Here is a 20,383-nt window from a genome sequence, read left to right on the forward strand (position 1 = left end):
GGGAGTCTAGATCATGGCGAAGAGCGGTCGGACCTTTCTGCGCGGCATCACCTCGGAGAAGTACGGACTGTCGGAGTTCCGCGAGGCGCAGCTCAAGGCTCCCCGGGTCCGCAACGACGAGGTGGTCGTCGACGACGCCAAGGTCGGCCACTCCGGCGACTCGAAGGACTCCCGCACCTGGTGGCGCGTCGGCCCGGGTGACGACCCCTTCCTGACACAGACGCTGCAGGTGCACTTCGTCGAGATCCCGCCCGGCAAGTCCAACCACGGGCACGGCCACCAGAACGAGGCCGCCTTCTACATCCTGCGCGGCAAGGGCTACGAGATCCACGACGGGCAGCGCTACGACTGGGAGAAGGACGACCTGGTCATCGTGCACACCGACTCGGTGCACCGGCACTTCAACGACGGCGACGAGACCGCCACGGCGCTGGTCTTCAAGGCCAAGAGCATGTGGATGTACTTCGGCCTCATCCAGCAGGGCCGCAGCGGCCCGGTCAAGGACGAGCACCGGTTCGGGCCGAGGGAGGACTGGTCGCGGATCTGGACGCCCGGCGTGATGGACCGCAAGAAGGTCGTCAAGCCCGCCGACACCACCTGGGAGACCACCCAGGACGGCATCATCCGCAGCATCCTGTCACCGGCCCGTGACGACGTCCGGTGCTTCAGCGTCGACATCTACCAGCAGCGCATCCCTGCGGGCAGCCGGTCCGGCAGGGCCTGGCACATGGCCGACGAGGTGCTCTACGTGCAGTCCGGCTCGGGCACCAGCTACCACTGGGAGGTCGAGGCGGAGATCGCCGACAGGTACTACGCGCGGATCGCCAAGGAGCCGACCGTGCACAGGTTCACCGCGGGCGACACGATCTACGTCCCGCAGAACACCATCCACCAGCACGTCGCCGACGACGGAAGCGAGGTCATGCTGCTCAGCGCCCAGAACCGGCTCTTCCGTTACCTCGGCTACGACACCGTCGCCTACCTGGAGAACGCGCCCGAGTTCGACGCGGCGCGGTCCTGAGCCGGGCGATGATGGCTGATCGCATGGCGGGGCGGTGACCCCGGGGCCTGACGACCGGCGACTGCCCCGGGACTCCGTGCCCACCTGGCTGTGCACGTCGGGTTTCTCCCTGTCACTGGGGATGGCCTCGGTCGCGATGCCGCTGCTCGCCCTGCGGGCCGGGTACAGCGGCACCGAGATCGGTGTCTACACGGCGCTGTCCGCGGTGGCGCAACTGTGCACGCGCCTGGTGATGGGCCCGGCGATGCGCCTGCTCCCGGACCGGGACTTCGTCGTCCTCGCGGCCCTGCTGCTGGCCGTCTCCAGCGGGCTGGCCGCCGTGTCGGCACTGCCGATCTGGTTCGGCCTCGCCCAGTTGCTGCAGGGCATCGCCCGCGCGTTCTTCTGGACCGGCAGCCAGACCCACGCGGTCCGGGTGTCGGACTCGTCGGTCCGCGGCCTCACCGCGCTCAACCTCTCCTCGACGGCGGGCCTGCTCGGCGGGCCGGTGCTGGCCGGGTTCCTCACCGAGGCGTCGCCCGGCCGCGCCCTGCTGTGCGCGGCGCTGATCGCCACGGTGGTCATGTGGCCCGCCCGCCGGCTGACCAGGCTTCCGGTCTTCGAACAACTGGAGGACCGGCGGCCGGGCCTGATCTGGACCCGGCCCGGTGTCGACGCCGGCTGCTGGGCGGGCGTCACCGCGGGCGCCTGGCGAGGACTGCTGAGCTCCTACATCCCGGTGGTGCTCACCCATGCCGGGCAGGGTCCCTCGATGGTCGGCGGGCTGGTGTCGGTGGCCAACGCGGCGTCCCTCGCCGGCACCGGGCTGGCCGGGAGGGTGCCCGAGCGGTGGATGTCCCGGTCGTTCGGGCTCGGGGTGCTGGCCACCGGTCTGAGCATCGCGGCGTTCGCACCCCTCGCGGCGACCGCCCTCGCCGCCGGCGCGGCGCTCGCCGTCTCCGGGATCGGCGCGGGGGTGCTCCAGACCGTCGGGCCGGCGGTGGCGTCCGACGCCGTCCACCCGGAGGAACGGGGCGACGCGATCGCGGCGGCCGGGACGTTCCGCGCGGCCTCGCTGTTCCTGGTCCCGCTCGGCGTGGCGGGACTGCTCGCCGTCGTGCCGCTCGTGCCGGCCCTGATGCTGACCGGGGTCCTGGCGGCCACACCGGCCGGCTACACGCCGAGGCTGCGCCGCCACCTGGGCGGTCGGTAGCGGCGCTTGTGGGGCGGGCGCCGACCTGACATTATTGGCCTAATGGTCATTCCTTTAGGAGGTGCTGGTGGCCAGCCGGACAACGACCAAGGTGACCCACTACCACGTGCAGAAGAAACGGCGCGCGGAGTTCCTGGAGAGCTGGCGGGCGAATCGGCGTACGGTCGTCACGGCCGAGGACGTCACGCTCCACCCCAGCGAGCGCGGCCACCGGATCGGGGTGTACGTCGGCGTCGACGGCGACCGGCCGACCCGGACGATGGACGCCATGGTGCACGAGTTCGATCCGGGCACCACGACCACGATCCACCGGCACAGCTGGGACGCGATGGTGTTCGTCGTCGGCGGCTGGGGCTGGACCGAGATCGACGGCGAGCGGATCGAGTGGGGCCCGGGTGACTCGCTGCACCTGCCGGCCTGGTCCTGGCACCGCTCCGGCAACGAGGGCGAGACCACCGCGAGGTACCTGACCTTCTCCAGCGAGCCGATGCTGGACACGATGGGCATGTCGGTACTTGAGGACGCCGGCCACACCGACGTCGCCGAGCTGCCCGGGCGTCCGCCGTACACCGAGACGATGGCCGGCGACGACCCGTACGCCCGCCGGGTCCGCCGGCTCGCCCGCGAGCAGAACGACCGCCGGTCCGGCCGGCTGCACACCAGTTGGGACGACCTCGAACTGCTGCCCACACCGCGGGGCACGCGGACGACGTTCCTGCTCGACCGGGCGATCGGCTACCGGGCCTCGGGGATCACGATGGCGATGTTCGAGATCGCCCCGGGCCGTGCGCAGTCCATGCACCGCCACCCGGGTGAGGCATGGCTGTACGTCGTCGAGGGCAACGGGCACAGCTACCTCGGCACCGAGCCCGAGGGCGGCGAGAGGCATCCGTGGAAGAAGGGCGACCTGATCATCGTCGACCACTTCCTGTGGCACCAGCACCTGAACGACAATCCCGACCGGACGGCCAAGGTGGTCCGGATCCACATGTTCGACAGCCTGCTGGAGACGATGCGGGTGCTCACCGACCCGCTGGTGCTGTTCGAGGAGCCGCCGGACCACATCCGCGACGCCCAGGCCGGCGACCCGACGACGGTCGACTGGCCGGAGGTCGTCCGGCCGACCTGGCCATGAGCGCGGTGCGCCTGCCCCCGGGGATCACGGGTGTCCACGCGCTGCCGGCCGACCACCATGACGGGCCGTGGGACTCGATCATCACCGCCCCCGCGCTGAAGGAACGGCTGTTGGGCCAGGCGATCCTGCTGTTGCGCCACGGCCGGCGGCTGCAACGGCTGTCCGGCGCGCCGCACGGCCTGGTGGTGCTCGCCGGGCCGCCGGGCACCGGGAAGACCACGCTGTGCCAGGGGCTCGCCCAGGTGGTGGCGCTGGCCCTGGCCAGGCGTGGCGGGACGACGTTCGTCGAGGTCGACCCGCACGCGTTCCCCAGCGAGATGCTCGGGGAGAGCCAGCGGGCCGTGCGGGAGCTGTTCACCGAGACGCTGCCCGAGCTGGCCCAGCGGCGGCCGCACACGATCGTGCTGATCGATGAGATCGAGTCCCTCGCGGTACGCCGCAGCGCGGCGGCGTTCGAGACCAACCCCGTCGATGTGCACCGCGCGACCGACGCCGTGCTGTCCGGCCTCGACGAGCTGCGCGCCTCGTCACCCCACCTGTTGATGCTGGCCACCACCAACTTCATGCCCGCACTGGACGAGGCGTTCCTGTCCCGTGCCGACCTGGTGCTGGAGACGGCGCTGCCCGACGAAGAGGTGATCACCGAGATCATCCGCGGATCGCTGACCGAACTCGCCGTCCAGTGGCCCGGACTGCGGCCACTGGCCGAGGACACCGAGCTGCATCGCAAGCTCGCCGCCCGGTGCGCCGGATTCGACGGGCGCCGGGTGCGCAAGGCGATCCTGTCGGCCCTGGCGCGGCGCCCGGACCTCGCCGAGGACCCCGAGCGGCTCACCCCCGACGATCTGTCGGCCGCGGTCGGCGCCGCGGCCGATGGCCCGCTCGCCGGCTCCTGAGGGAGCCGGCGGGGGGCCGCCTCCGGCGAGCGGCGCCTTACGCGCCTTGCGCGCCTTACGTGCCTTGCGCGCCTTGCGCGCCGGCCGTCCGGCCTCGGCCCACCGGGTACGGGAACACGGTCTCCAGTGGCATCGGCTCGTCGAGGATGTGCTGGCGGACCGCGTGCCCGATCAGCTTGTCGATCATCGCCCGGTTCGGTTCGACGCCGTACGGCAGCGGATCCGCGCCGGTCGCCTCCAGCACCCTCAGGTGGCGCCGGTCGTCCGGGCCCGGCCGGTCGAGCGTGCCGGCCCGCAGCCGGTCCACGTACCGGTCCTTGGCCCGTTCGAACGCGTCGAACACCTGCCCGGCGAGCTCCGGCCGGGCTTCGAGCAGCTCGTCGCGGACCACGACGAGATGGTTGATCGGGTACAGGCCGGAGTCCTGGAACGCCGCGAAGGCGGCGGCGTCGGGGTCAGGGATCAGTGGCGCCACGTCCGGGTGGTCGACGCTCACCCCGATCGCGGCGGCGAGCTCACCGGTGGCGACCTGTTCCTCCAGGGTGCGTCCGGGCTCCAGCGGTACGACGTTGGCCGGTGGCCGGTAGTCGGCGACGTGCTCGTCACCGGACAGCACCCAGGTGATCGCGTCCAGGTCGACGCCGTACTCGTCGGCGAGGATGCCGCGCGCCCACACCCCGGTGGTCACCGTGTAACCGCGGTTCACCCCCACCCGCCGGCCTTCGAGGTCCTTCGGGTGCCGGATGCCCAGCCTGGTGTTGTGCACGATCGCGCCGTGGTGGAAGCCGCGGACCAGGAACACCGGCAGCGCCGAGAACGGCACGCCGTGCGCCCTGGCGCACAGGTAGGTGGTGAACGCCATCTCGCTGACGTCGAACTCCAGGTTCCGCACCATCCGGCGGAACGCCTTCACCAGGACGGGGACCTCTTCGAAGTCGAAGACGAATCCCTCCGGTCGCACGGAGCCGTCCTTGAGCGCGGCGTTGGCGCCCTGGGTCCGGGTCACCGCCTTGAGGGTCGGGAGGCTGTCACCACGAGACATGAGAGGAAGGTAACACATTCTAAACATAAGACCCTCGGCCGAGATCAGCGCGACCGCGAGAGCGCCACCGGCGACCGGATCGACGCATCGCGCCACACCCCTCCCAGACTAAGGCATAATGGTCTTACATTTATTCCAGTCGAGCGAGGTACTGCATGTCAGGCGCCACGAAGAAGGGCAGCGGCGGCACTCTGATCGTGGGCGGCAGCCAGGCCGGGCTTCAGCTGGCCGTGTCGCTGCGGCGGCTCGGGGACACCGCGCCGATCGTCCTCGTCGGGGAGGAACCGCACCCGCCCTATCAGCGGCCGCCCTTGTCCAAGGAGTTCCTCGCCGGAGAGGCGGGGCTCGACTCGCTTCCCCTCCGCGCGCCCGCGTTCTACACCGACTCCGGGATCGACCTGGTGTGCGGGGAGCGGGTGAGCCGGCTGACGCTGTCGCCCACCGGCCCGCCGGGCTCGGGGGTCGCGGAGACCGCCACCGGACGCGAACTGCCCTTCGACCGGCTGGCGCTGACCGTGGGCGCGAGCGTCCGGCGGCTGCCCGTCCCCGGCGCCGGCCTCGACGGGATCTGCTTCCTGCGCGACCGCGACGACGCGGTGAACCTCCAGGCCCGGCTCCGCTCCGCCGCGCGGACCGTCGTCATCGGCGGCGGGTTCATCGGCCTGGAGGTGGCCGCGGCGGCCCGCCGTCTCGGCGGGTCGGTCACGGTGATCGAGGCCGCGGACCGGCTGATGGCACGGGCCGTGGGGCCCGTGGTCTCGGAGTTCTACCTGCGGGCGCACCGGCGCCGCGGCATCGACGTGCGGCTGTCGTCGCAGGTGTCGGCGTTCCTTGGCATAGGGGGCAGGGTGACCGCGGTCGCGCTGGCCGACGGGACGGAGCTGCCCGCCGACCTCGTGCTGATCGCGGTCGGCGTCGTCCCGCGCACCGAGCTCGCCGAACAGCTGGGGCTGGCGTGCGACGGGGGCATCGTCGTGGACGCGCGGGCCCGCACCAGCGAGCCCTCGGTCGTCGCCGCGGGCGACTGCACCGCGCAGCCGCACCCGGTGACCGGGCAAGGGCGGGTGCGGCTGGAGTCGGTCCAGAACGCCGTGGCCCAGGCGCAGGTGGCGGCGGCGACCCTGCTGGGCCGGGCGGAGGGGACCAAGCCGGTGCCCTGGTTCTGGTCCTACCAGGGTGACCTCAGGCTGCAGATCGCCGGCCTGTCGACCGGCTACGACGAGCAGGTGGTGCGGGGCGAGCCGGACAGCGAACGGTTCTCCGTCCTGTACTACCGCCAGAACCGCCTGCTGGCCGTGGACGCGGTCAACCGGCCCGCCGACTACATGACCGTGCGCAAGGCCCTCGGTGAGGGCGCGACCATCCCTCCCGGCCGCGCCGCCGACCCCGAGGCGCCGCTGAAGTCGGTCATCGAGACCTCACCTTGTGCCAGGGAGAGAGGTCTGGTCTAATGGACATACCAAACGTCCGAACCAGGGAACGTCATACGGCCGTAGCGCCACCGCGAGAGGACATCGGCGACTTGTCCAAGGTGACCTACATCGACAGCACCGGCCGCGCGCACACCGTCGACGCGACGGTCGGCGACACGGTCATGGCCACCGCCGTCAAGAACGGCATCCCGGGGATCGTCGCCGAGTGCGGCGGGAACCGCTCGTGCGCGACCTGCCACGTGTGGGTCGCCGAACGGTTCGCCCCGCTCGTGGGCGGCCCAGGCGACATGGAGGAGGACCTGCTCGACATGGGCGTCTCGGAGCGGCGCCCCACCAGCCGGCTCTCCTGTCAGATCCGCATCACCGAGGATCTCGACGGCCTGACGGTGGAGATCCCAGCCGACCAGCCATGATCCGGCCGGCCACGACCTTCCGGCCGACCACGACCCGAGCAGCCACGAAGAAGGGAACAAGGCGGTGCTGAGGCGGGACATCAACGACCTCTTGACCCAGACCGGCCCCGGGACGCCGATGGGCGAGCTGTTCCGGCAGTACTGGATCCCGGCACTGCTCGCCGAGGAGCTTCCAGAGAACGACTGCCCGCCGGTGCGGGTGAAGCTGCTGTCGGAGCGGATGATCGCCTTCCGCGACAGCGAGGGGCGGTACGGCCTGATCGACGAGTTCTGCGCCCACCGCGGCGCGTCCCTGTGGTTCGGCCGCAACGAGGAGTCGGGCCTTCGCTGCCCCTACCACGGCTGGAAGTACGACGTCACCGGCCAGTGCGTGGAGGTGCCGTCCGAGGCCGACAACAGCAGCTTCTGCGAGAACGTGAAGCTGACCTCCTACCCCCTGGTCAAGGTCGGCGATGTGCTGTGGACGCACATGGGCGACCCGGCCCGGCGGCCGGGCCTGCCGGAGTTCGAGTTCCTGCACGTCCCCCCGGAGCAGACCTACACCTCCAAGCGGTGGCAGCAGTGCAACTGGCTGCAGGCGTTCGAGGGCGGCATCGACTCCAGCCACGTCACGTTCCTGCACTCCGGCGGCCTGAAGAACGATCCGCTGTTCAAGGGCGCCAAGGGCAACGAGTACAACCTGAACGACACCAAGCCGTTCTTCGAGGTCGCCGACAGCGAGGGCGGCCTGTTCGTCGGGGCCCGCCGCAACGCCGAGGAGGGCAAGTACTACTGGCGCATCACGCCCTGGGTGATGCCGGCGTTCACGATGGTGCCGCCCCGCGGCGACCACCCGGTGCACGGCCACTTCTGGGTGCCGATCGACGACGAGAACTGCTGGACCTACTCCTTCGACTACCACCCCGTCCGCGCGCTGACCGACGCCGAGCGGCAGGCGATGATCGACGGGCACGGCGTGCACAGCAAGAACATCCCCGGGACCTACCGTCCCGTCGCCAACATGGACAACGACTACCTGATGGACCGCGAGGCGCAGAAGCGCGGCGAGACCTACTCCGGCGTGGCCGGCATCGCACTGCAGGACGCCTCGGTGCAGGAGAGCATGGGCCCGATCGTGGACCGCACCAAGGAGCGGCTCGTGCCGGCCGACAGCGGGATCATCAAGGCCCGGCAGAAGCTGCGCAAGGCCGCGATCGCGCTGCGGGACGAAGGCGTGACGCCACCCGGCGTGGATCCGGCACACCACCGGGTGCGCTCGGCGGCGGTCGTGCTTCCGCAGGCCGAGTCGTTCCTGGACGCCTGCCGCGACGCGGTCAAGGCGACGCCCGGCACCCCCCAGGCGTCGGTCTGAGATGGCGTCGCTGTCGGCCTACTCCAGCGAGTCGGCGTGGGCGGCCTCCGCCGACGAGGCGCGCTACCGCATCGACGGCGACATCGCCCCCGCCAGGAACGCGCGGATCATCGCTCTGGACCGGCGGGCGGCGTCCGTCGCCCGCCGTGTCGCCGACGGCCCCTGGGCCAAGGCCAGGTTCTTCACCTGCGGGAACCGCGGGCCGGTCAACGGCGCGGGAGCGGTCGAGCTGCACGAGTTCGACGGCACGCCCGCGGCGCTGGCGGACCTGCTGACCGACACCGACGTGGTGGTGGTCCTCGCGACCGACGACACCGGGAGGGCCCATGCGGCGGCGATCGGCCGCGAGTGCGGCGCCCGCGCCATCATGACCGCGGGCATCGTGCTCGGCGACGGCTTCGAGGCCGATGACGCCGTCGCCGCGCTCCGCCCGCACGCCCGGGTGCTGCTGCTGTCCGCGGACGAGAGCGACGTGTACGAACTGCTCACCGCGCTTCGGGTCTGAGTTTCGGGTCAGAGAGGAGGCCCGCGATGCCGGGCGGAACCGCGGGAAAGGTGACGCCGCGCGCGCTCCAGGAGATGAAGGACGGCGGCCGGAAGATCGTCGGCGTGGTGGCCTGGGACTACCAGATCGCCCGGATCGCCGACCGGGCGGGCGTGGACCTGGTCTCGGTCGGCGACACCGTCGGCGTGAACCTGTGGGGCGACCCGAACCCGTTCGAGGTCACCATGGACCAGATGATCCTGGTGACACGCGCGGTGCGGCGCGGGGTGAGCCGGGCGCTGCTCAGCGCGGACTTCCCCTTCGGCCCTCTGCAGGAGGGCACGGACAGCGCCGTGCGGGCGGCCATCCGGTTCGTCAAGGAGGCCGGGGCCGACATGGTGAAGCTCGACGCGGCCCCGGACTTCCTCGACTCCGTCAGGGCGATCACCCGGGCGGGGATCCCGGTGTTCGCGCAGTTCGGGATCACGCCGCAGACGGCCCTGCGGTACGGGGTCGAGTACAGCTCCGTCCCGTCCGGGGCGGACCAGGTGCCGGTGGAGATGAAGGACGCGCTGATCGCCGAGGCCAAGCGGCTGGAGGAGGCGGGCGCCGCGCTGCTCAACTTCACCAACTCCGGGCCGGTGGTGGGGGCGGCGGTGGCGAAGTCCGTGTCCATCCCCGTCGTCGGTGGCTTCGGCGGCGGCCCGTGGCTGGACGGCCGGATGCGGATGGCGCACGCCGCCATCGGCTACGCCGCGTCCGCCATCGACGATCCTCCCGACACCTACGCCAACGTCGCGCGGATCACACTGGACGCGCTGAGCTCGTACGCCGAGGACGTGCGGGCCGCCCGCCAGATCGCGGGCGGCATCCCCGTCCCGCCCGGAAGCTGACCACCCGCCAAGCCGACCGACAGCCAGGCCGACCGACAGCCAAGGAGAGCACGTTCATGCCCATCGCCCATGCCGACGGGATACCGACCAGGTACGAGGTGATCGGCTCGGGGCCTCCGCTGCTGATGTTCTCCCCCGGCGGGTTCGACGCCCAGCGGGAGAACTGGCGGACGCTGGGGATCTACCGGCGCCTGCGGCTGCTCGACCATCTCGGCGAGCGGTACACCTGCATCGTCTTCGACCGGCGGGAGGCGGGCGAGTCCGGCGGGCGGCTGGAGCGGCTGAGCTGGGATCGCTACGCGGCGCAGGGGGCCGGCCTGCTCGATCATCTCGGCATCGAACGGGCGCATCTGATGGGCGGCTGTGCGGGCTGCTCCACGGTCGCCGCGTTCGCGGTCGCCCGTCCCGAGCGGACCCTGAGCATGGTGCTGTTCTCGCCCGCGGGCGGCGTGAAGTACCGCATGAAGCAGCACGACCGGTTCGACCGGCATCTGGCCTACGTGGACGAGCACGGGCTGGAGGGAGTGCTGGCCCTGGTCAAGAACTCCGACCAGGGGTTCTCCAAGGATCCCCGGGTCGGCCCCTGGGCTCCCGCGTTGCGCAACGACGCCGCGTTCGCCGACGAGTACGCCCGGCAGGACGCGGGCCGCTACCGCATCCTGGTCAAGAGCATCGCGCGGCTGCTGTACGACCGCGACACGGTACCCGGAGCGGAACCCGAGGACCTGCTGCGGCTGGACGTCCCCGCCCTCATCGTCCCGGGAGAGGACGACTCGCACGCGCCCTCGGCAGCTCGCTACCTCCAGGAATGCCTGCCCCGGGCGGAGTACTGGGACGTCCCGGTGGCCGAGCAGACCGAATCGACCGCCCCCGCCCAGGTGCTGCGCTTCCTGGATCGGGCATAGGCCGGGCCGGCCCAGACCGGACGAGCCCGCACAGGGGCCGCACACAGGAAGGAGAAGGCATGGCGGAGCAGGTGCTGGCCGCGGTCAGAACCGGGCCGGGCACGACCGAGCTGCGCGAGTTCCCGATGCCCGACATCCCCGACGACGGCGCGCTGCTCAGGGTCGAGGTGGCCGGGATCTGCGGGACGGACGTCAAGATGTACGCCCGGCCCCCGTTCGCCGATCCGGTGATCATGGGCCATGAGAACGTCGGCGTCATCGCCAAGGCGGGACGGACGTTCACCGAGCGCAAGGGCCTGGCCGAGGGAGACCGCGTCTTCGTCGAGCACTACGTCGGCTGCTATCGCTGCGAGTGGTGCCACGCGGGCGAGTACCGGCACTGCGAGGCGACCGACTGGCGTACCAATGCCGGCGCGCTGCGCTACGGCTACACCTCCGCGAACAATCCCTACCACCTGTGGGGCGGCTTCTCGCAATACCTCTACCTGCCCTGGAACTCGGTGACGCACCGCGTCCCTGACGGGGTGTCGGCGGAGCTGGCGGGGCTGGTGACGCCGCTGTCGAACGGCATCGAGTGGGCGCTGTTCACCGCCGGGGTCGGGTACGCCTCGACCGTTCTCGTCCAGGGTCCCGGACAGCAGGGGCTCTCCCAGGTCGTCGCGTGCAAGCAGGCGGGCGCCTCCCTCATCATCGTCACCGGGACCGCGCGGGACGCGGCGCGGCTCGCGCTGGCCAGGGAGCTGGGCGCCGACCACGTCATCGACATCACGCGCGAGGACCCCCTGCGGCGTGTTCTGGAGATCACCGGCGGGCGCGGCGTCGATGTCGTGCTGGACTGCACCTCCGGCGCCGGGACCGCCCCGATCCTGCTCGGCATCGACGCGCTCAAGCGGCGCGAGGGGACGATCGTCGTGCAGGGCGAGATGGCCGCCTTCCCCGACTTCCCGCTGAAGAAGGTCACGGAGAAGTCGATCAGTGTGAAGAGCGCCCGCGGGCACAGCTACCGATCCTGCGAGCTCGCCCTCGACCAGCTCGCGTCCGGCCGGTTCCCCCTGGAGAAGCTGAGCACGCACGCCTTCGGGCTGCACGACGCCGACCTGGCCATCCGGACGGTGGGCGGCGAGGGCGCCGAAGACGTGATCCACGTTTCGCTGCTGCCCTGGTCGGACACGGCATGAGCACCGTCGTGCGCAACCCGCCGCGCGCCGGCAAGGAGGCGGTCGACGAGCTCGGCCGGTACGGCGTGGCCACCATCCATGAGGCGCAGGGACGTACCGGGCTGCTCTCCCCCGCCCTGCGTCCCGTCTATCCGGGCGCGCACATCGCGGGCACCGCGGTGACGGTGAGCGTGCCGCCGGGCGACAACTGGATGATCCATGTCGCGGTCGAGCTGTGCCGGGAGGGCGATGTCCTGGTGGTCGCGCCCACGTCCCCCTCGGAGGCCGGCTACTTCGGCGAACTGCTGGCCACATCGGTCGCCGCGCGCGGCGTCCGGGGCGCGGTCATCGACGCGGGCTGCCGCGACGTCGCCGAGCTCCAGCGGATGGGGTTCCCGGTGTGGGCCCGGTACGTCTGCGCGTTCGGAACGGTGAAGGAGACCCTCGGCGACGTCAACCTCGGCCTGGTGTGCGCGGGGCAGCACATCGAGCCCGGAGATGTGGTCGTCGCCGACGACGACGGCGTCGTGGTCGTGCCGCGCCGCCGGGCCGGGCAGGTCGCCGAGGCCGCCCGGGTGCGGGAAAGGAAGGAGGCGGTGCTGCGCGAACGCTACGCCCGTGGTGAACTCGGCCTCGACGTCAACGCCATGCGTGAGCGCCTGGAGAGCAAAGGGCTCACCTACGTCGACCGAACGCCGGACGAGTGAAGACGAGCACAGATGATCATCGATTGCCACGGCCACTACACCACGAGCCCGGTCGAGCACAGGGCCTTCCGTGAGGCACAGCTCGCGCGCCTGGAGGACGCCTCCCGCCCCGTTCCCGAGCCGCCCGCCATCGCCGACGACGCGATCCGCGAGAGCCTGGAGACAAACCAGCTCAAGGTCCTGCGCGAGCGTGGCGGCGATCTGATGATCTTCTCACCGCGGGCGTCGGCGATGGAGCACCACGTGCCCGACCCGGACACGGCGCGGGTGTGGGCGCGCGTGAACAACGACCTCGTCCACCGGGTGATCGAGCTGTTCCCGCGGCACTTCGCGGGGGTCTGCCAGCTCCCCCAGACCCCCGGCGGATCCCTGGCCGACTCGGTGGCCGAGCTGCGCCGGTGCGTGGGGGAGCTCGGCTTCGTCGGGTGCAACCTCAACCCCGACCCGTCCGGCGGCCACTGGACGTCGCCGCCCCTCACCGATCCGTACTGGTTCCCGCTGTACGAGGCGATGGTGGAGCTGGACGTCCCGGCGATGATCCACGTCTCGACGTCCTGCAACCCCGCCTTCCACACCCTCGGCGCGCACTACCTCAACGCCGACACCTCGGCGTTCATGCAGCTCGTCCAGGACGATCTGTTCGACCGCTTCCCCACCCTGCGCCTCGTCATCCCGCACGGCGGCGGGGCGGTGCCCTACCACTGGGGGCGCTACCGGGGCCTCGCCGTCCGGATGGGCCGGCCGGACCCGGCGACGCTGGTGGGGACCAACGTCTTCTTCGACACCTGCGTCTACCACCAGCCCGGCATCGACCTGCTGTACCGGGTGGTGGGGGCCGACGGCCTGCTGTTCGCGTCCGAGATGCTGGGCGCGGTACGCGGCGAGAACCCCGAGACCGGCAGCGGCTGGGACGACACCAAGCGCTACCTCGACGCGGCCGGCCTCTCCGGCGAGGACCGCCACAAGATCTTCGAGGGCAACGCCCGGCGCGTCTACCCCCGCCTGAACACACGGCTGACCAAGGAAGGCAGGTGACCGTGGCCCCGCTGCATCTCACCTTCGCGTGCGGTGACTACGACCGGACCCGGGCGCTGAGCGAGGGGACGATCCGTCCCGACGGCATCGACCTCACCTACCTGCGGCTGCCGGTGGAGGAGACCTTCTTCCGCATGATGCGGCACCGGGAGTTCGAGGTGGCGGAGCTGTCGCTGTCGTCCTATGTGCTCTCGCTGGACAAGGGGGGCCCGGATGGGCCGCCCTTCGTGGCGCTGCCGGTGTTCCCGTCCCGCATGTTCCGGCACGGGTCGCTCTACTGCCACGCCGACGCGGGCATCACCGCTCCGGAGGACCTTCGCGGCAAGGTGGTCGGCACCCCCGAGTACCAGCTCACGGCCTGCGTGTGGATGCGCGGCATCCTCGGCGACCGGCACGGCGTGCCGTTCGACTCCGTCGAGTACCGCACGGGCGGGCAGGAGACGCCCGGCCGGATCGAGAAGGCCGGCGTCGAGCTGCCGGACTCGGTGCGGATCAGCGCCATCCCCGAGGACAGGACGCTCGCGTCCATGCTGGCCGAGGGCGAGATCGACGCCCTGTGCACGCCGCGTGTCCCGGGGCCGTTCGTCGCGGGCGATCCGCGCGTGCGGCGGGTGTTCCCCGACGTCGTCGCCGCCGAGAAGGACTACTACGCGGCGACGGGCATCTTCCCGATCATGCACGTGGTGGTGATCCGGCGGGACGTCTACGAGCGCCATCCGTGGGTCGCCCAGTCGCTCTACAAGGCGCTGCTGGCGGCGAAGGACGAGGCGTACGGGCGCATCTACGACACCTCCGCGCTGCGGTTCATGCTTCCCTGGCTGATTCCGCAGTTGGAGGAGGCGCGGGAGCTGCTGGGCGCCGACTTCTGGTCGTACGGGCTGCAGCGCAACCGCGAGACGCTGTCCACCTTCCTGCGCTACCACCACGAGCAGGGACTGTCCCGACGGCTCTGGACGCCCGAGGAGCTCTTCGCTCCCGAGTCGCTGGAGTCGGCGGTGATCTGATGGCCTCGGACCGGGGACCACTGCTCCTCCTCCGCCACGGCGAGAGCGAATGGAACTCCAAGAACCTGTTCACCGGGTGGGTCGACGTCGATCTCACGCCGTACGGGGAGGACGAGGCACGCCGCGCCGGCCTGCTGCTCCGTGAGGCGGAGCTGCTACCGGACGTGGTCCACACCTCGCTGCTCACGCGCGCGGTGCGCACCGCCACCATCGCTCTGGAGGCTGCGGGACGGGTCTGGATCCCCGTCTCCCGCCACTGGCGGCTCAACGAGCGGCACTACGGCGCGCTGCAGGGCAAGGAGAAGACGACGATCCTGCGCGAGTACGGGGAGGTTCGGTTCCGGCACTGGCGCCGTTCGTACGACGGGCGGCCACCGCCGATCCCACCGGACGACGAGTGGGAGGTCGCGGGCGACCCGCGCTACGCGGGGCTGGCCCGTGGCCTCCTGCCGCGGGCCGAGTCCCTGGCGGACGTCATCGCCCGGCTCCTGCCCTACTGGTACGACGCGATCGTGCCCGATCTGCGCGCCGGGCACACGGTGCTCGTCGTGGCGCACAGCAACTCCCTGCGGGCCCTGGTCGCGCACCTCGACCGCCTGCGCCCGGACGAGGTCATGGCGCTGAACATCCCGACGGGCATCCCGCTGCGCTACGACCTGGGCACGGACCTGCGACCGGTGCGGCGCGGCGGCCGCTACCTCGACCCGGAGGCCGCCGCCGAGGGCGCGCGGGCGGTGGCCGACCAGGGCCGCGGGCGGGGGACGGGCAGGGTCGACGACCGTTGACAGCGCTTGGATAGCGGCATTATGGTCATACCAATAGTTGGATCAAAAGGGGCGTATATGGCCGACGGAAACGCGCTCGTCAAGGACGAGCTGGCGGCGAAGTTCAGAACCGAGAAGGACTCCCCCTACACCCGCTGGGTGGCGGCGGAGGGGCTGGACATCATCGCCGCCCACTACGTCCCGGACCTGCGCACGGTCGAGCTCAAGCCATGGGAGCGGCGCGGCGGGCGCGGCGTGTTCATCAACCACGAGGCGACCCGTACCTCCAACGACTGCTACGTCTGCGAGATCCCGGCGGGCGGGAGCCTGGCGCCCCAGCGGCAGCTCTTCGAGGAGATGATCCTGATCCTGGAGGGTCAGGGCTCCACCCGCGTGTGGAACGACGCCGGTGCCGAGGTCTCCTTCGAATGGCAGGCCGGCTCGCTGTTCGCCATCCCGCTCAACACCCACCACCAGCACTTCAACGGCTCGGGCCTGAAGGCCGCCCGGTTCGTCGCCTCGACCAACCTGCCGCCCGTACTCAACCTCTACGACGACGTCGACTTCGTGTTCGGCACAGCCCGGGACTTCCCCGGCCGGTTCGACGGGGAGCCCGACTACTTCTCACCCAAGGGCGAGCAGAAGGGGCTGCTGCTGGACACCAACTTCGTCGCGGACGCGGCCAACCTGGCGCTGGTGGAGGCGAAGGAACGCGGCGCGGGCGGCGGGCACATCCGCTTCTCGATGGCCAAGGGATCGATGAACAGCCACATCTCCCAGTTCCCCGTGGCCACCTACAAGAAGGGCCACCGGCACGGCCCGGGAGCCCACGTCATCATCCTGACGGGCACGGGCTACAGCCTGATGTGGCCCGAGGGCGAGGAACCGCGGCGCTACGAATGGGGCCCCGGTTCGCTGATCGTCCCGCCGAACATGTGGTTCCACCAGCACTTCAACACCGGTCCCGAGCCCGCCCGCTACCTGGCGTTCAAGCACGAGGGGGTCGCGATCCGCAACGCCCAGGGCGTGCCGAAGGCGTGGATCAGCAGGCGCATCGGCGGCGACCAGATCGACTACGCCGACGAGTCGCCGTTCGTGCGGGACACCTTCCGCAAGGCACTCGCCGAGCGCGGGCTCGAGCCGCGGATGGACGAGGCGTACGCCGCCGAGCTCGAAACGCTGCCGCCCAAGCCGTGACCAAGCCCCCTCCGCACGACCCCGTCGTCCACTCGGCGTACGTCCCGGACCACGATCACGAGCACGACGACGATGCGCTGCACCCGCTCGAGGACAACCCGATCTGGCGGCAGGACAACGTCACGCTGCACAGCGTCGGCATCGACATCGGATCGTCGGGCACGCAGGTGCTGTTCTCACGCCTGCGGCTGCGGCGGATCGGCGAGAGCCTGACCACCCGCTACATCGTCGTCCGCCGGGAGACGCTCTACCGCTCGCCGGTCGCGCTCACCCCGTACGCGAGCGCCGAGCGCATCGACGCGGAGGAGCTGGGGGCGATCATCGACAGGGCGTACGGCGCCGCGGACGTACGCCCGTCCGACATCGACACCGGGGTGGTGATCCTCACCGGGGAGGCGCTGCGCCGCCGCAACGCCGAGGCCATCGCGACCATCCTCGCCGAGCGCGGGGGCGAGCTGGTCACCGCGACCGCGGGCCACAACATGGAGGCCATGCTCGCCGCCTACGGCTCGGGGGCGGCGCGGGTCTCACACGACACCGGGCGGCGCCTCCTGAACATCGACATCGGTGGCGGGACGACCAAGCTGGCGGTGCTGGAGCACGGCAGGCCCGTGACGACCTCCGCGCTGGCCGTCGGCGGGCGGCTGCTGGTCGTGGACGAGCGGGACCGCGTCGTCCGTCTCGACCCGGCCGGGCGCCGGCACGCGGCCCGTGCCGGGTATGCGTGGGAGCCCGGTGACCTCGCCCGTCCCGAGGACCTGGAGACGGTGACCGAAACGATGGCGGACGCGCTCGTCGCGGCCGTCACCGCTCGCCCGCTCCCGGACGACGTGGCCGGGCTGTACCTCACCGAGCCGCTGGAGGAGACGGGGCCGATCGAGGGCGTCATGTTCTCCGGCGGTGTCGCCGAGTACGTCTACGGCAGGGAGGACCGGGGGTTCGGCGATCTGGGCCGGGGGCTCGGGCGGGCGCTGCGCCGGCGGATCGACTCCGGCGCCCTGCCCTTCCCGCTGCTGCCGCCGGGCGAGTGCATCCGCGCCACCGCGCTGGGCGCGTCCGAGTACAGCGTTCAGCTCAGCGGGAACACGGGCTGCGTCACCGCCCCCGACGCGCTCCTGCCACGGCGCAACCTCCAGGTCGTGCGGCCGGACCACCGGCCGGGCGAGACGGTCGACCCGGTGGCGGTGGCGGACGCGATCCGCCGCCGCCTCGTCGCCCTGGACGCCGACCTGTCCGGCGCGGACATCGTCCTGGCCATGTCCTGGGACGGGCCGCCGAGCTACGACCGGCTGCTGCCCTTCGCGACCGGCATCCGGGACGGCCTGGCGGACCGGATCGCGCAAGGCAGGCCGGTCTACGTCATGCTCGACGGGGATGTCGCCATGACGCTCGGCCGGCTGCTCCGCGAGGAACTGGCCGTCGGCACCGAGCTCCTGGTCATCGACGGCCTCAGCCTGCGGGACTTCGACTACATCGACATCGGCCGCGTCCGGCACCCGTCCGGCACGGTACCGGTCACGATCAAGTCGCTGGTCTTCGGCACGTGAGCCGGCCCTAGGCGGAGCCCTCCGGCGGGGCCGCGTCCGACCCCTCCGCGTTCGCTCTCTCCGCGAGCCGGTCGGCGGTCCGCTGCAGGTGGCGGGTCATGATGGCACGGGCCCGTTCGAGGTCGCGCTGCTCGATCGCCGCGACCAGCTCGTAGTGCTCATGCGCGCCGCGCGCGCCCATCAGCGGAGCGGCGACCTGCGCCTGCTGAAGCGACATCAGCAAGGGTCCGTGGAAGCTCTGCACCAGCATCTCGATGGCCGGGTTGTGGGTGGACGAGGCGACCCGCACGTGGAACGCCGCGGACATGTCCATGGTGTACGAGCCGTCCTCCAGCGCGTCCATGCCCTGCTCGACGAGCGACCGGAGGTCCGCGATGTCCTCCTCGGTGGCGCGCTCCACCACCAGCGGCAGGATGCCCAGCTCGAAGACCATGCGGGCCTCGGTGACGTCGCTCCCGGTCATCGGCGCCAGCGCCAGGAGCTCGGCGAGCCCTTCCCCCACCCGCTCGCTGGACGGACTGGTGACGAAGGCGCCGCCGCGGGCGCCGACGCGGATCTCCACCAGCCCGCTGGCCTCCAGGACGCGCAGCGCCTCGCGGACGGTGACACGGCTCACCCCGAACCGCTCGCACAGGCTGCGCTCGCTGGGCAGCCGGTCACCGGGGACGAGCTTGCCCTCCCTGATCAGCATCCGCATCTGCTCGACGATGACCTCGGAGATCCGGCCGACGCTGACCGGGCTGAACAGGTCCTCGGTGCTCTTGCCGCCAGACGCCTCCGGCGGTCCTGGTGCCATACCGGCATCCTCCACGATTCGGGTCCGGTGTCCGGACTCCCCATAATGGTCTGACCAATGTGACGGTACTGCAACCGAAGCGCGACCGGGCCCGTCTACCAGAATCGTAATGCGGCCAGCGCCATGACCCGGCACGGAACCGCCTGCGACACCGATCACATTGGTCTGATGGTTTGCTATTGTTCCAATATGGGGCAGACCATGCGGATCGCCATCGCCGCGGATCACAACGGGCTCGCCTTGAAGGCCCACCTGATCTCCCTGCTCACCGGCCAGGGCCACGCCGTCGACGACCGCGGGGCGCACGACGGCGACGGGGAGGTGGTCGACTACCCGCCGCTCTGCGCGGACGTCTGCGCGCGGGTCACCGACGGCCGCGCCGACCGCGGGATCGTGCTGGGCGGCAGCGGCATGGGCGAGGTGATCGCCTGCAACAAGATCCCCGGCATTCGAGCCGGGCTGTGCCATGACCGGTTCACCACGGAGATCTCCCGCGGCAACAACGACGCCAACGTGATCGTGATGGGCGCCAAGGTGCTCGACCACGAAACGGCCGCGCGGCTTCTCGACCTCTGGCTGACCACCCCGTTCAAGGGCGGCCGCCACCAACACCGCCTCGCCCAGATCACCGCCCTCGAACGAGGCGAACCACTCCCCTGACCCACTCCACGGCCAGCCGCGAGCCTCCCGGTGCCCATCCCAAGGCCGACGTGGGGCGATCACTGCACCCGCACGGGGCTGACACGAATGGCCCTGCGCGGAATCGTCGCGGACCGGAGGGCCCGGCTGTGCAGACGGGGCCGTCCGTTCCGCAGGCACGATCCGGACTACGCGCGGAATAATCTTGACTGCATCACCGCAGGTCAGCCCCCGATAACGAGAAGAATCGGCGGGCGCCGCCGACTCCGGGTCTCACGACAGGGCGCGACGCGATGTCGGATCGGGGCTCGTCCCGTTCGTCTGAGAAGTGAAGGGCCATCCCACGATCGACATCGCCGGGCACACCGGCGTACACGGCACTGCCCCGTGTCGGGACCGGCCGCCGCCCGATCAGCCAGGAAGGGAAGGCAGCATGAAGTACGTGCTGATGTTCGTCGAGACCGAGGAGTTCGCGCGCGAGCTGGAGGCGATGAGCGAGGCGCAGCGGCAGGAGGCGTTCGAGGCCGTCGGCCGCTGGTTCACCGACCACGCCGCCCAGATCACCCACCACGCCCACCTGCGGCCTGCCGAGACCGCCACTACGGTGCGGCTGACCGGCGGGGACGCCATCGTCACCGACGGGCCGTTCGTGGAGGGCAAGGAGGTCGTGTCCGGCTATGCCGAGATCGAGGTCGCCGATCTGGACGAGGCGATCGCGATCGCCCGGTCCTGGCCGGCCTGCCCGATCGTCGAGATCCGCCCGATCACCTGA

Annotated in this window: 21 protein-coding genes; 19 read left to right on the plus strand and 2 right to left on the minus strand. The window is 71.2% G+C overall.

Annotated elements, in window-relative coordinates; genetic code table 11:
• Positions 1-13: 13 nt before the first annotated feature.
• The 4 genes from QSK21_RS26185 (at position 14) to QSK21_RS26200 (ending at position 4,244) form a co-directional block, all read left to right on the plus strand.
• Positions 14-1,021, plus strand: coding sequence for a cupin domain-containing protein (locus QSK21_RS26185; protein WP_285699719.1), 1,008 nt, complete (start codon positions 14-16; stop codon positions 1,019-1,021).
• Between the two features lie 34 nt (positions 1,022-1,055).
• On the plus strand, positions 1,056-2,213 hold the full coding sequence (locus QSK21_RS26190) for an MFS transporter (RefSeq protein WP_285699720.1): 1,158 nt from the start codon (positions 1,056-1,058) through the stop codon (positions 2,211-2,213).
• Between the two features lie 67 nt (positions 2,214-2,280).
• Positions 2,281-3,348, plus strand: coding sequence for a cupin domain-containing protein (locus QSK21_RS26195; RefSeq protein WP_285699721.1), 1,068 nt, complete (start codon positions 2,281-2,283; stop codon positions 3,346-3,348).
• Positions 3,345-4,244: an AAA family ATPase gene (locus QSK21_RS26200; protein ID WP_285699722.1), complete on the plus strand. Its 900-nt coding sequence runs from the start codon at positions 3,345-3,347 to the stop codon at positions 4,242-4,244. The genes QSK21_RS26195 and QSK21_RS26200 overlap by 4 nt, the downstream gene beginning before the upstream one ends.
• 55 nt (positions 4,245-4,299) lie before the next feature.
• Here the strand turns inward: QSK21_RS26200 and QSK21_RS26205 are convergent, their stop codons facing one another.
• Entirely contained in the window at positions 4,300-5,286 is a 987-nt protein-coding gene (locus tag QSK21_RS26205; RefSeq protein ID WP_285699723.1) for a substrate-binding domain-containing protein, read from the minus strand.
• Positions 5,287-5,441: 155 nt separating this feature from the next.
• Here QSK21_RS26205 and QSK21_RS26210 point away from each other — a divergent pair, with 155 nt between their 5' ends.
• The 13 genes from QSK21_RS26210 (at position 5,442) to QSK21_RS26270 (ending at position 18,176) form a co-directional block, all read left to right on the plus strand.
• On the plus strand, positions 5,442-6,737 hold the full coding sequence (locus tag QSK21_RS26210) for an NAD(P)/FAD-dependent oxidoreductase (RefSeq protein ID WP_285699724.1): 1,296 nt from the start codon (positions 5,442-5,444) through the stop codon (positions 6,735-6,737).
• A gap of 80 nt (positions 6,738-6,817) precedes the next feature.
• Positions 6,818-7,132, plus strand: coding sequence for a 2Fe-2S iron-sulfur cluster-binding protein (locus tag QSK21_RS26215; RefSeq protein ID WP_285699746.1), 315 nt, complete (start codon positions 6,818-6,820; stop codon positions 7,130-7,132).
• 64 nt (positions 7,133-7,196) lie between these two features.
• Positions 7,197-8,483 (plus strand): Rieske 2Fe-2S domain-containing protein, encoded by a 1,287-nt coding sequence (locus QSK21_RS26220; RefSeq protein ID WP_285699725.1) that lies wholly within the window; start codon positions 7,197-7,199, stop codon positions 8,481-8,483.
• A gap of 1 nt (position 8,484) precedes the next feature.
• Positions 8,485-8,988: a hypothetical protein gene (locus tag QSK21_RS26225; RefSeq protein ID WP_285699726.1), complete on the plus strand. Its 504-nt coding sequence runs from the start codon at positions 8,485-8,487 to the stop codon at positions 8,986-8,988.
• 26 nt (positions 8,989-9,014) lie between these two features.
• Positions 9,015-9,860, plus strand: coding sequence for a 3-methyl-2-oxobutanoate hydroxymethyltransferase (locus QSK21_RS26230; RefSeq protein WP_285699727.1), 846 nt, complete (start codon positions 9,015-9,017; stop codon positions 9,858-9,860).
• A 56-nt stretch (positions 9,861-9,916) separates the two neighbouring features.
• Positions 9,917-10,765 (plus strand): alpha/beta fold hydrolase, encoded by an 849-nt coding sequence (locus QSK21_RS26235; RefSeq protein ID WP_285699728.1) that lies wholly within the window; start codon positions 9,917-9,919, stop codon positions 10,763-10,765.
• A gap of 59 nt (positions 10,766-10,824) precedes the next feature.
• A complete protein-coding gene (locus QSK21_RS26240; protein ID WP_285699729.1) occupies positions 10,825-11,943 on the plus strand; it encodes a zinc-dependent alcohol dehydrogenase in 1,119 nt (372 codons plus the stop codon).
• Positions 11,940-12,629 carry a 4-carboxy-4-hydroxy-2-oxoadipate aldolase/oxaloacetate decarboxylase gene (locus QSK21_RS26245; protein WP_285699730.1) on the plus strand — a complete coding sequence of 230 codons (690 nt, stop codon included), beginning with the start codon at positions 11,940-11,942 and terminating at the stop codon, positions 12,627-12,629. The genes QSK21_RS26240 and QSK21_RS26245 overlap by 4 nt, the downstream gene beginning before the upstream one ends.
• A gap of 12 nt (positions 12,630-12,641) precedes the next feature.
• Positions 12,642-13,664 (plus strand): amidohydrolase family protein, encoded by a 1,023-nt coding sequence (locus QSK21_RS26250; protein ID WP_285699731.1) that lies wholly within the window; start codon positions 12,642-12,644, stop codon positions 13,662-13,664.
• Complete coding sequence (locus tag QSK21_RS26255) at positions 13,661-14,668, plus strand: type 2 periplasmic-binding domain-containing protein (protein ID WP_285699732.1); 1,008 nt, start codon at positions 13,661-13,663, stop codon at positions 14,666-14,668. Before QSK21_RS26250 ends, QSK21_RS26255 begins: the two co-directional genes overlap by 4 nt.
• A complete protein-coding gene (locus tag QSK21_RS26260) occupies positions 14,668-15,453 on the plus strand; it encodes a phosphoglyceromutase (protein WP_285699733.1) in 786 nt (261 codons plus the stop codon). Before QSK21_RS26255 ends, QSK21_RS26260 begins: the two co-directional genes overlap by 1 nt.
• A 57-nt stretch (positions 15,454-15,510) precedes the next feature.
• Positions 15,511-16,629 (plus strand): cupin domain-containing protein, encoded by a 1,119-nt coding sequence (locus QSK21_RS26265; protein ID WP_285699734.1) that lies wholly within the window; start codon positions 15,511-15,513, stop codon positions 16,627-16,629.
• Positions 16,626-18,176, plus strand: coding sequence for an ethanolamine ammonia-lyase reactivating factor EutA (locus QSK21_RS26270; RefSeq protein WP_285699735.1), 1,551 nt, complete (start codon positions 16,626-16,628; stop codon positions 18,174-18,176). The genes QSK21_RS26265 and QSK21_RS26270 overlap by 4 nt, the downstream gene beginning before the upstream one ends.
• 7 nt (positions 18,177-18,183) lie before the next feature.
• On the opposite strand, the gene QSK21_RS26275 is transcribed toward QSK21_RS26270, so the two are convergent.
• Entirely contained in the window at positions 18,184-18,972 is a 789-nt protein-coding gene (locus QSK21_RS26275; protein ID WP_285699737.1) for a FadR/GntR family transcriptional regulator, read from the minus strand.
• A gap of 189 nt (positions 18,973-19,161) precedes the next feature.
• On the opposite strand from QSK21_RS26275, the gene QSK21_RS26280 reads away from it, so the two are divergent.
• Positions 19,162-19,632, plus strand: a complete 471-nt coding sequence (locus tag QSK21_RS26280) for an RpiB/LacA/LacB family sugar-phosphate isomerase (protein ID WP_285699738.1) — start codon at positions 19,162-19,164, stop codon at positions 19,630-19,632.
• A 412-nt stretch (positions 19,633-20,044) separates the two neighbouring features.
• Complete coding sequence (locus tag QSK21_RS26285) at positions 20,045-20,383, plus strand: YciI family protein (protein ID WP_285699739.1); 339 nt, start codon at positions 20,045-20,047, stop codon at positions 20,381-20,383.

The sequence above is a fragment of the Actinomadura sp. NBRC 104412 genome (assembly GCF_030269515.1).
Lineage (GTDB): Bacteria > Actinomycetota > Actinomycetes > Streptosporangiales > Streptosporangiaceae > Spirillospora.

What these genes read in the sequence shown, in the direction of transcription:
- QSK21_RS26275 (WP_285699737.1), bottom strand. Translation starts at nt 18,972, where the DNA reads ATGGCACCAGGACCGCCGGAGGCGTCTGGCGGCAAGAGCACCGAGGAC.
- QSK21_RS26200 (WP_285699722.1), top strand. Translation starts at nt 3,345, where the DNA reads ATGAGCGCGGTGCGCCTGCCCCCGGGGATCACGGGTGTCCACGCGCTG.
- QSK21_RS26225 (WP_285699726.1), top strand. Translation starts at nt 8,485, where the DNA reads ATGGCGTCGCTGTCGGCCTACTCCAGCGAGTCGGCGTGGGCGGCCTCC.
- QSK21_RS26285 (WP_285699739.1), top strand. Translation starts at nt 20,045, where the DNA reads ATGAAGTACGTGCTGATGTTCGTCGAGACCGAGGAGTTCGCGCGCGAG.
- QSK21_RS26205 (WP_285699723.1), bottom strand. Translation starts at nt 5,286, where the DNA reads ATGTCTCGTGGTGACAGCCTCCCGACCCTCAAGGCGGTGACCCGGACC.
- QSK21_RS26240 (WP_285699729.1), top strand. Translation starts at nt 10,825, where the DNA reads ATGGCGGAGCAGGTGCTGGCCGCGGTCAGAACCGGGCCGGGCACGACC.
- QSK21_RS26185 (WP_285699719.1), top strand. Translation starts at nt 14, where the DNA reads ATGGCGAAGAGCGGTCGGACCTTTCTGCGCGGCATCACCTCGGAGAAG.
- QSK21_RS26210 (WP_285699724.1), top strand. Translation starts at nt 5,442, where the DNA reads ATGTCAGGCGCCACGAAGAAGGGCAGCGGCGGCACTCTGATCGTGGGC.
- QSK21_RS26260 (WP_285699733.1), top strand. Translation starts at nt 14,668, where the DNA reads ATGGCCTCGGACCGGGGACCACTGCTCCTCCTCCGCCACGGCGAGAGC.
- QSK21_RS26230 (WP_285699727.1), top strand. Translation starts at nt 9,015, where the DNA reads ATGCCGGGCGGAACCGCGGGAAAGGTGACGCCGCGCGCGCTCCAGGAG.
- QSK21_RS26245 (WP_285699730.1), top strand. Translation starts at nt 11,940, where the DNA reads ATGAGCACCGTCGTGCGCAACCCGCCGCGCGCCGGCAAGGAGGCGGTC.
- QSK21_RS26265 (WP_285699734.1), top strand. Translation starts at nt 15,511, where the DNA reads ATGGCCGACGGAAACGCGCTCGTCAAGGACGAGCTGGCGGCGAAGTTC.
- QSK21_RS26235 (WP_285699728.1), top strand. Translation starts at nt 9,917, where the DNA reads ATGCCCATCGCCCATGCCGACGGGATACCGACCAGGTACGAGGTGATC.
- QSK21_RS26250 (WP_285699731.1), top strand. Translation starts at nt 12,642, where the DNA reads ATGATCATCGATTGCCACGGCCACTACACCACGAGCCCGGTCGAGCAC.
- QSK21_RS26280 (WP_285699738.1), top strand. Translation starts at nt 19,162, where the DNA reads ATGGGGCAGACCATGCGGATCGCCATCGCCGCGGATCACAACGGGCTC.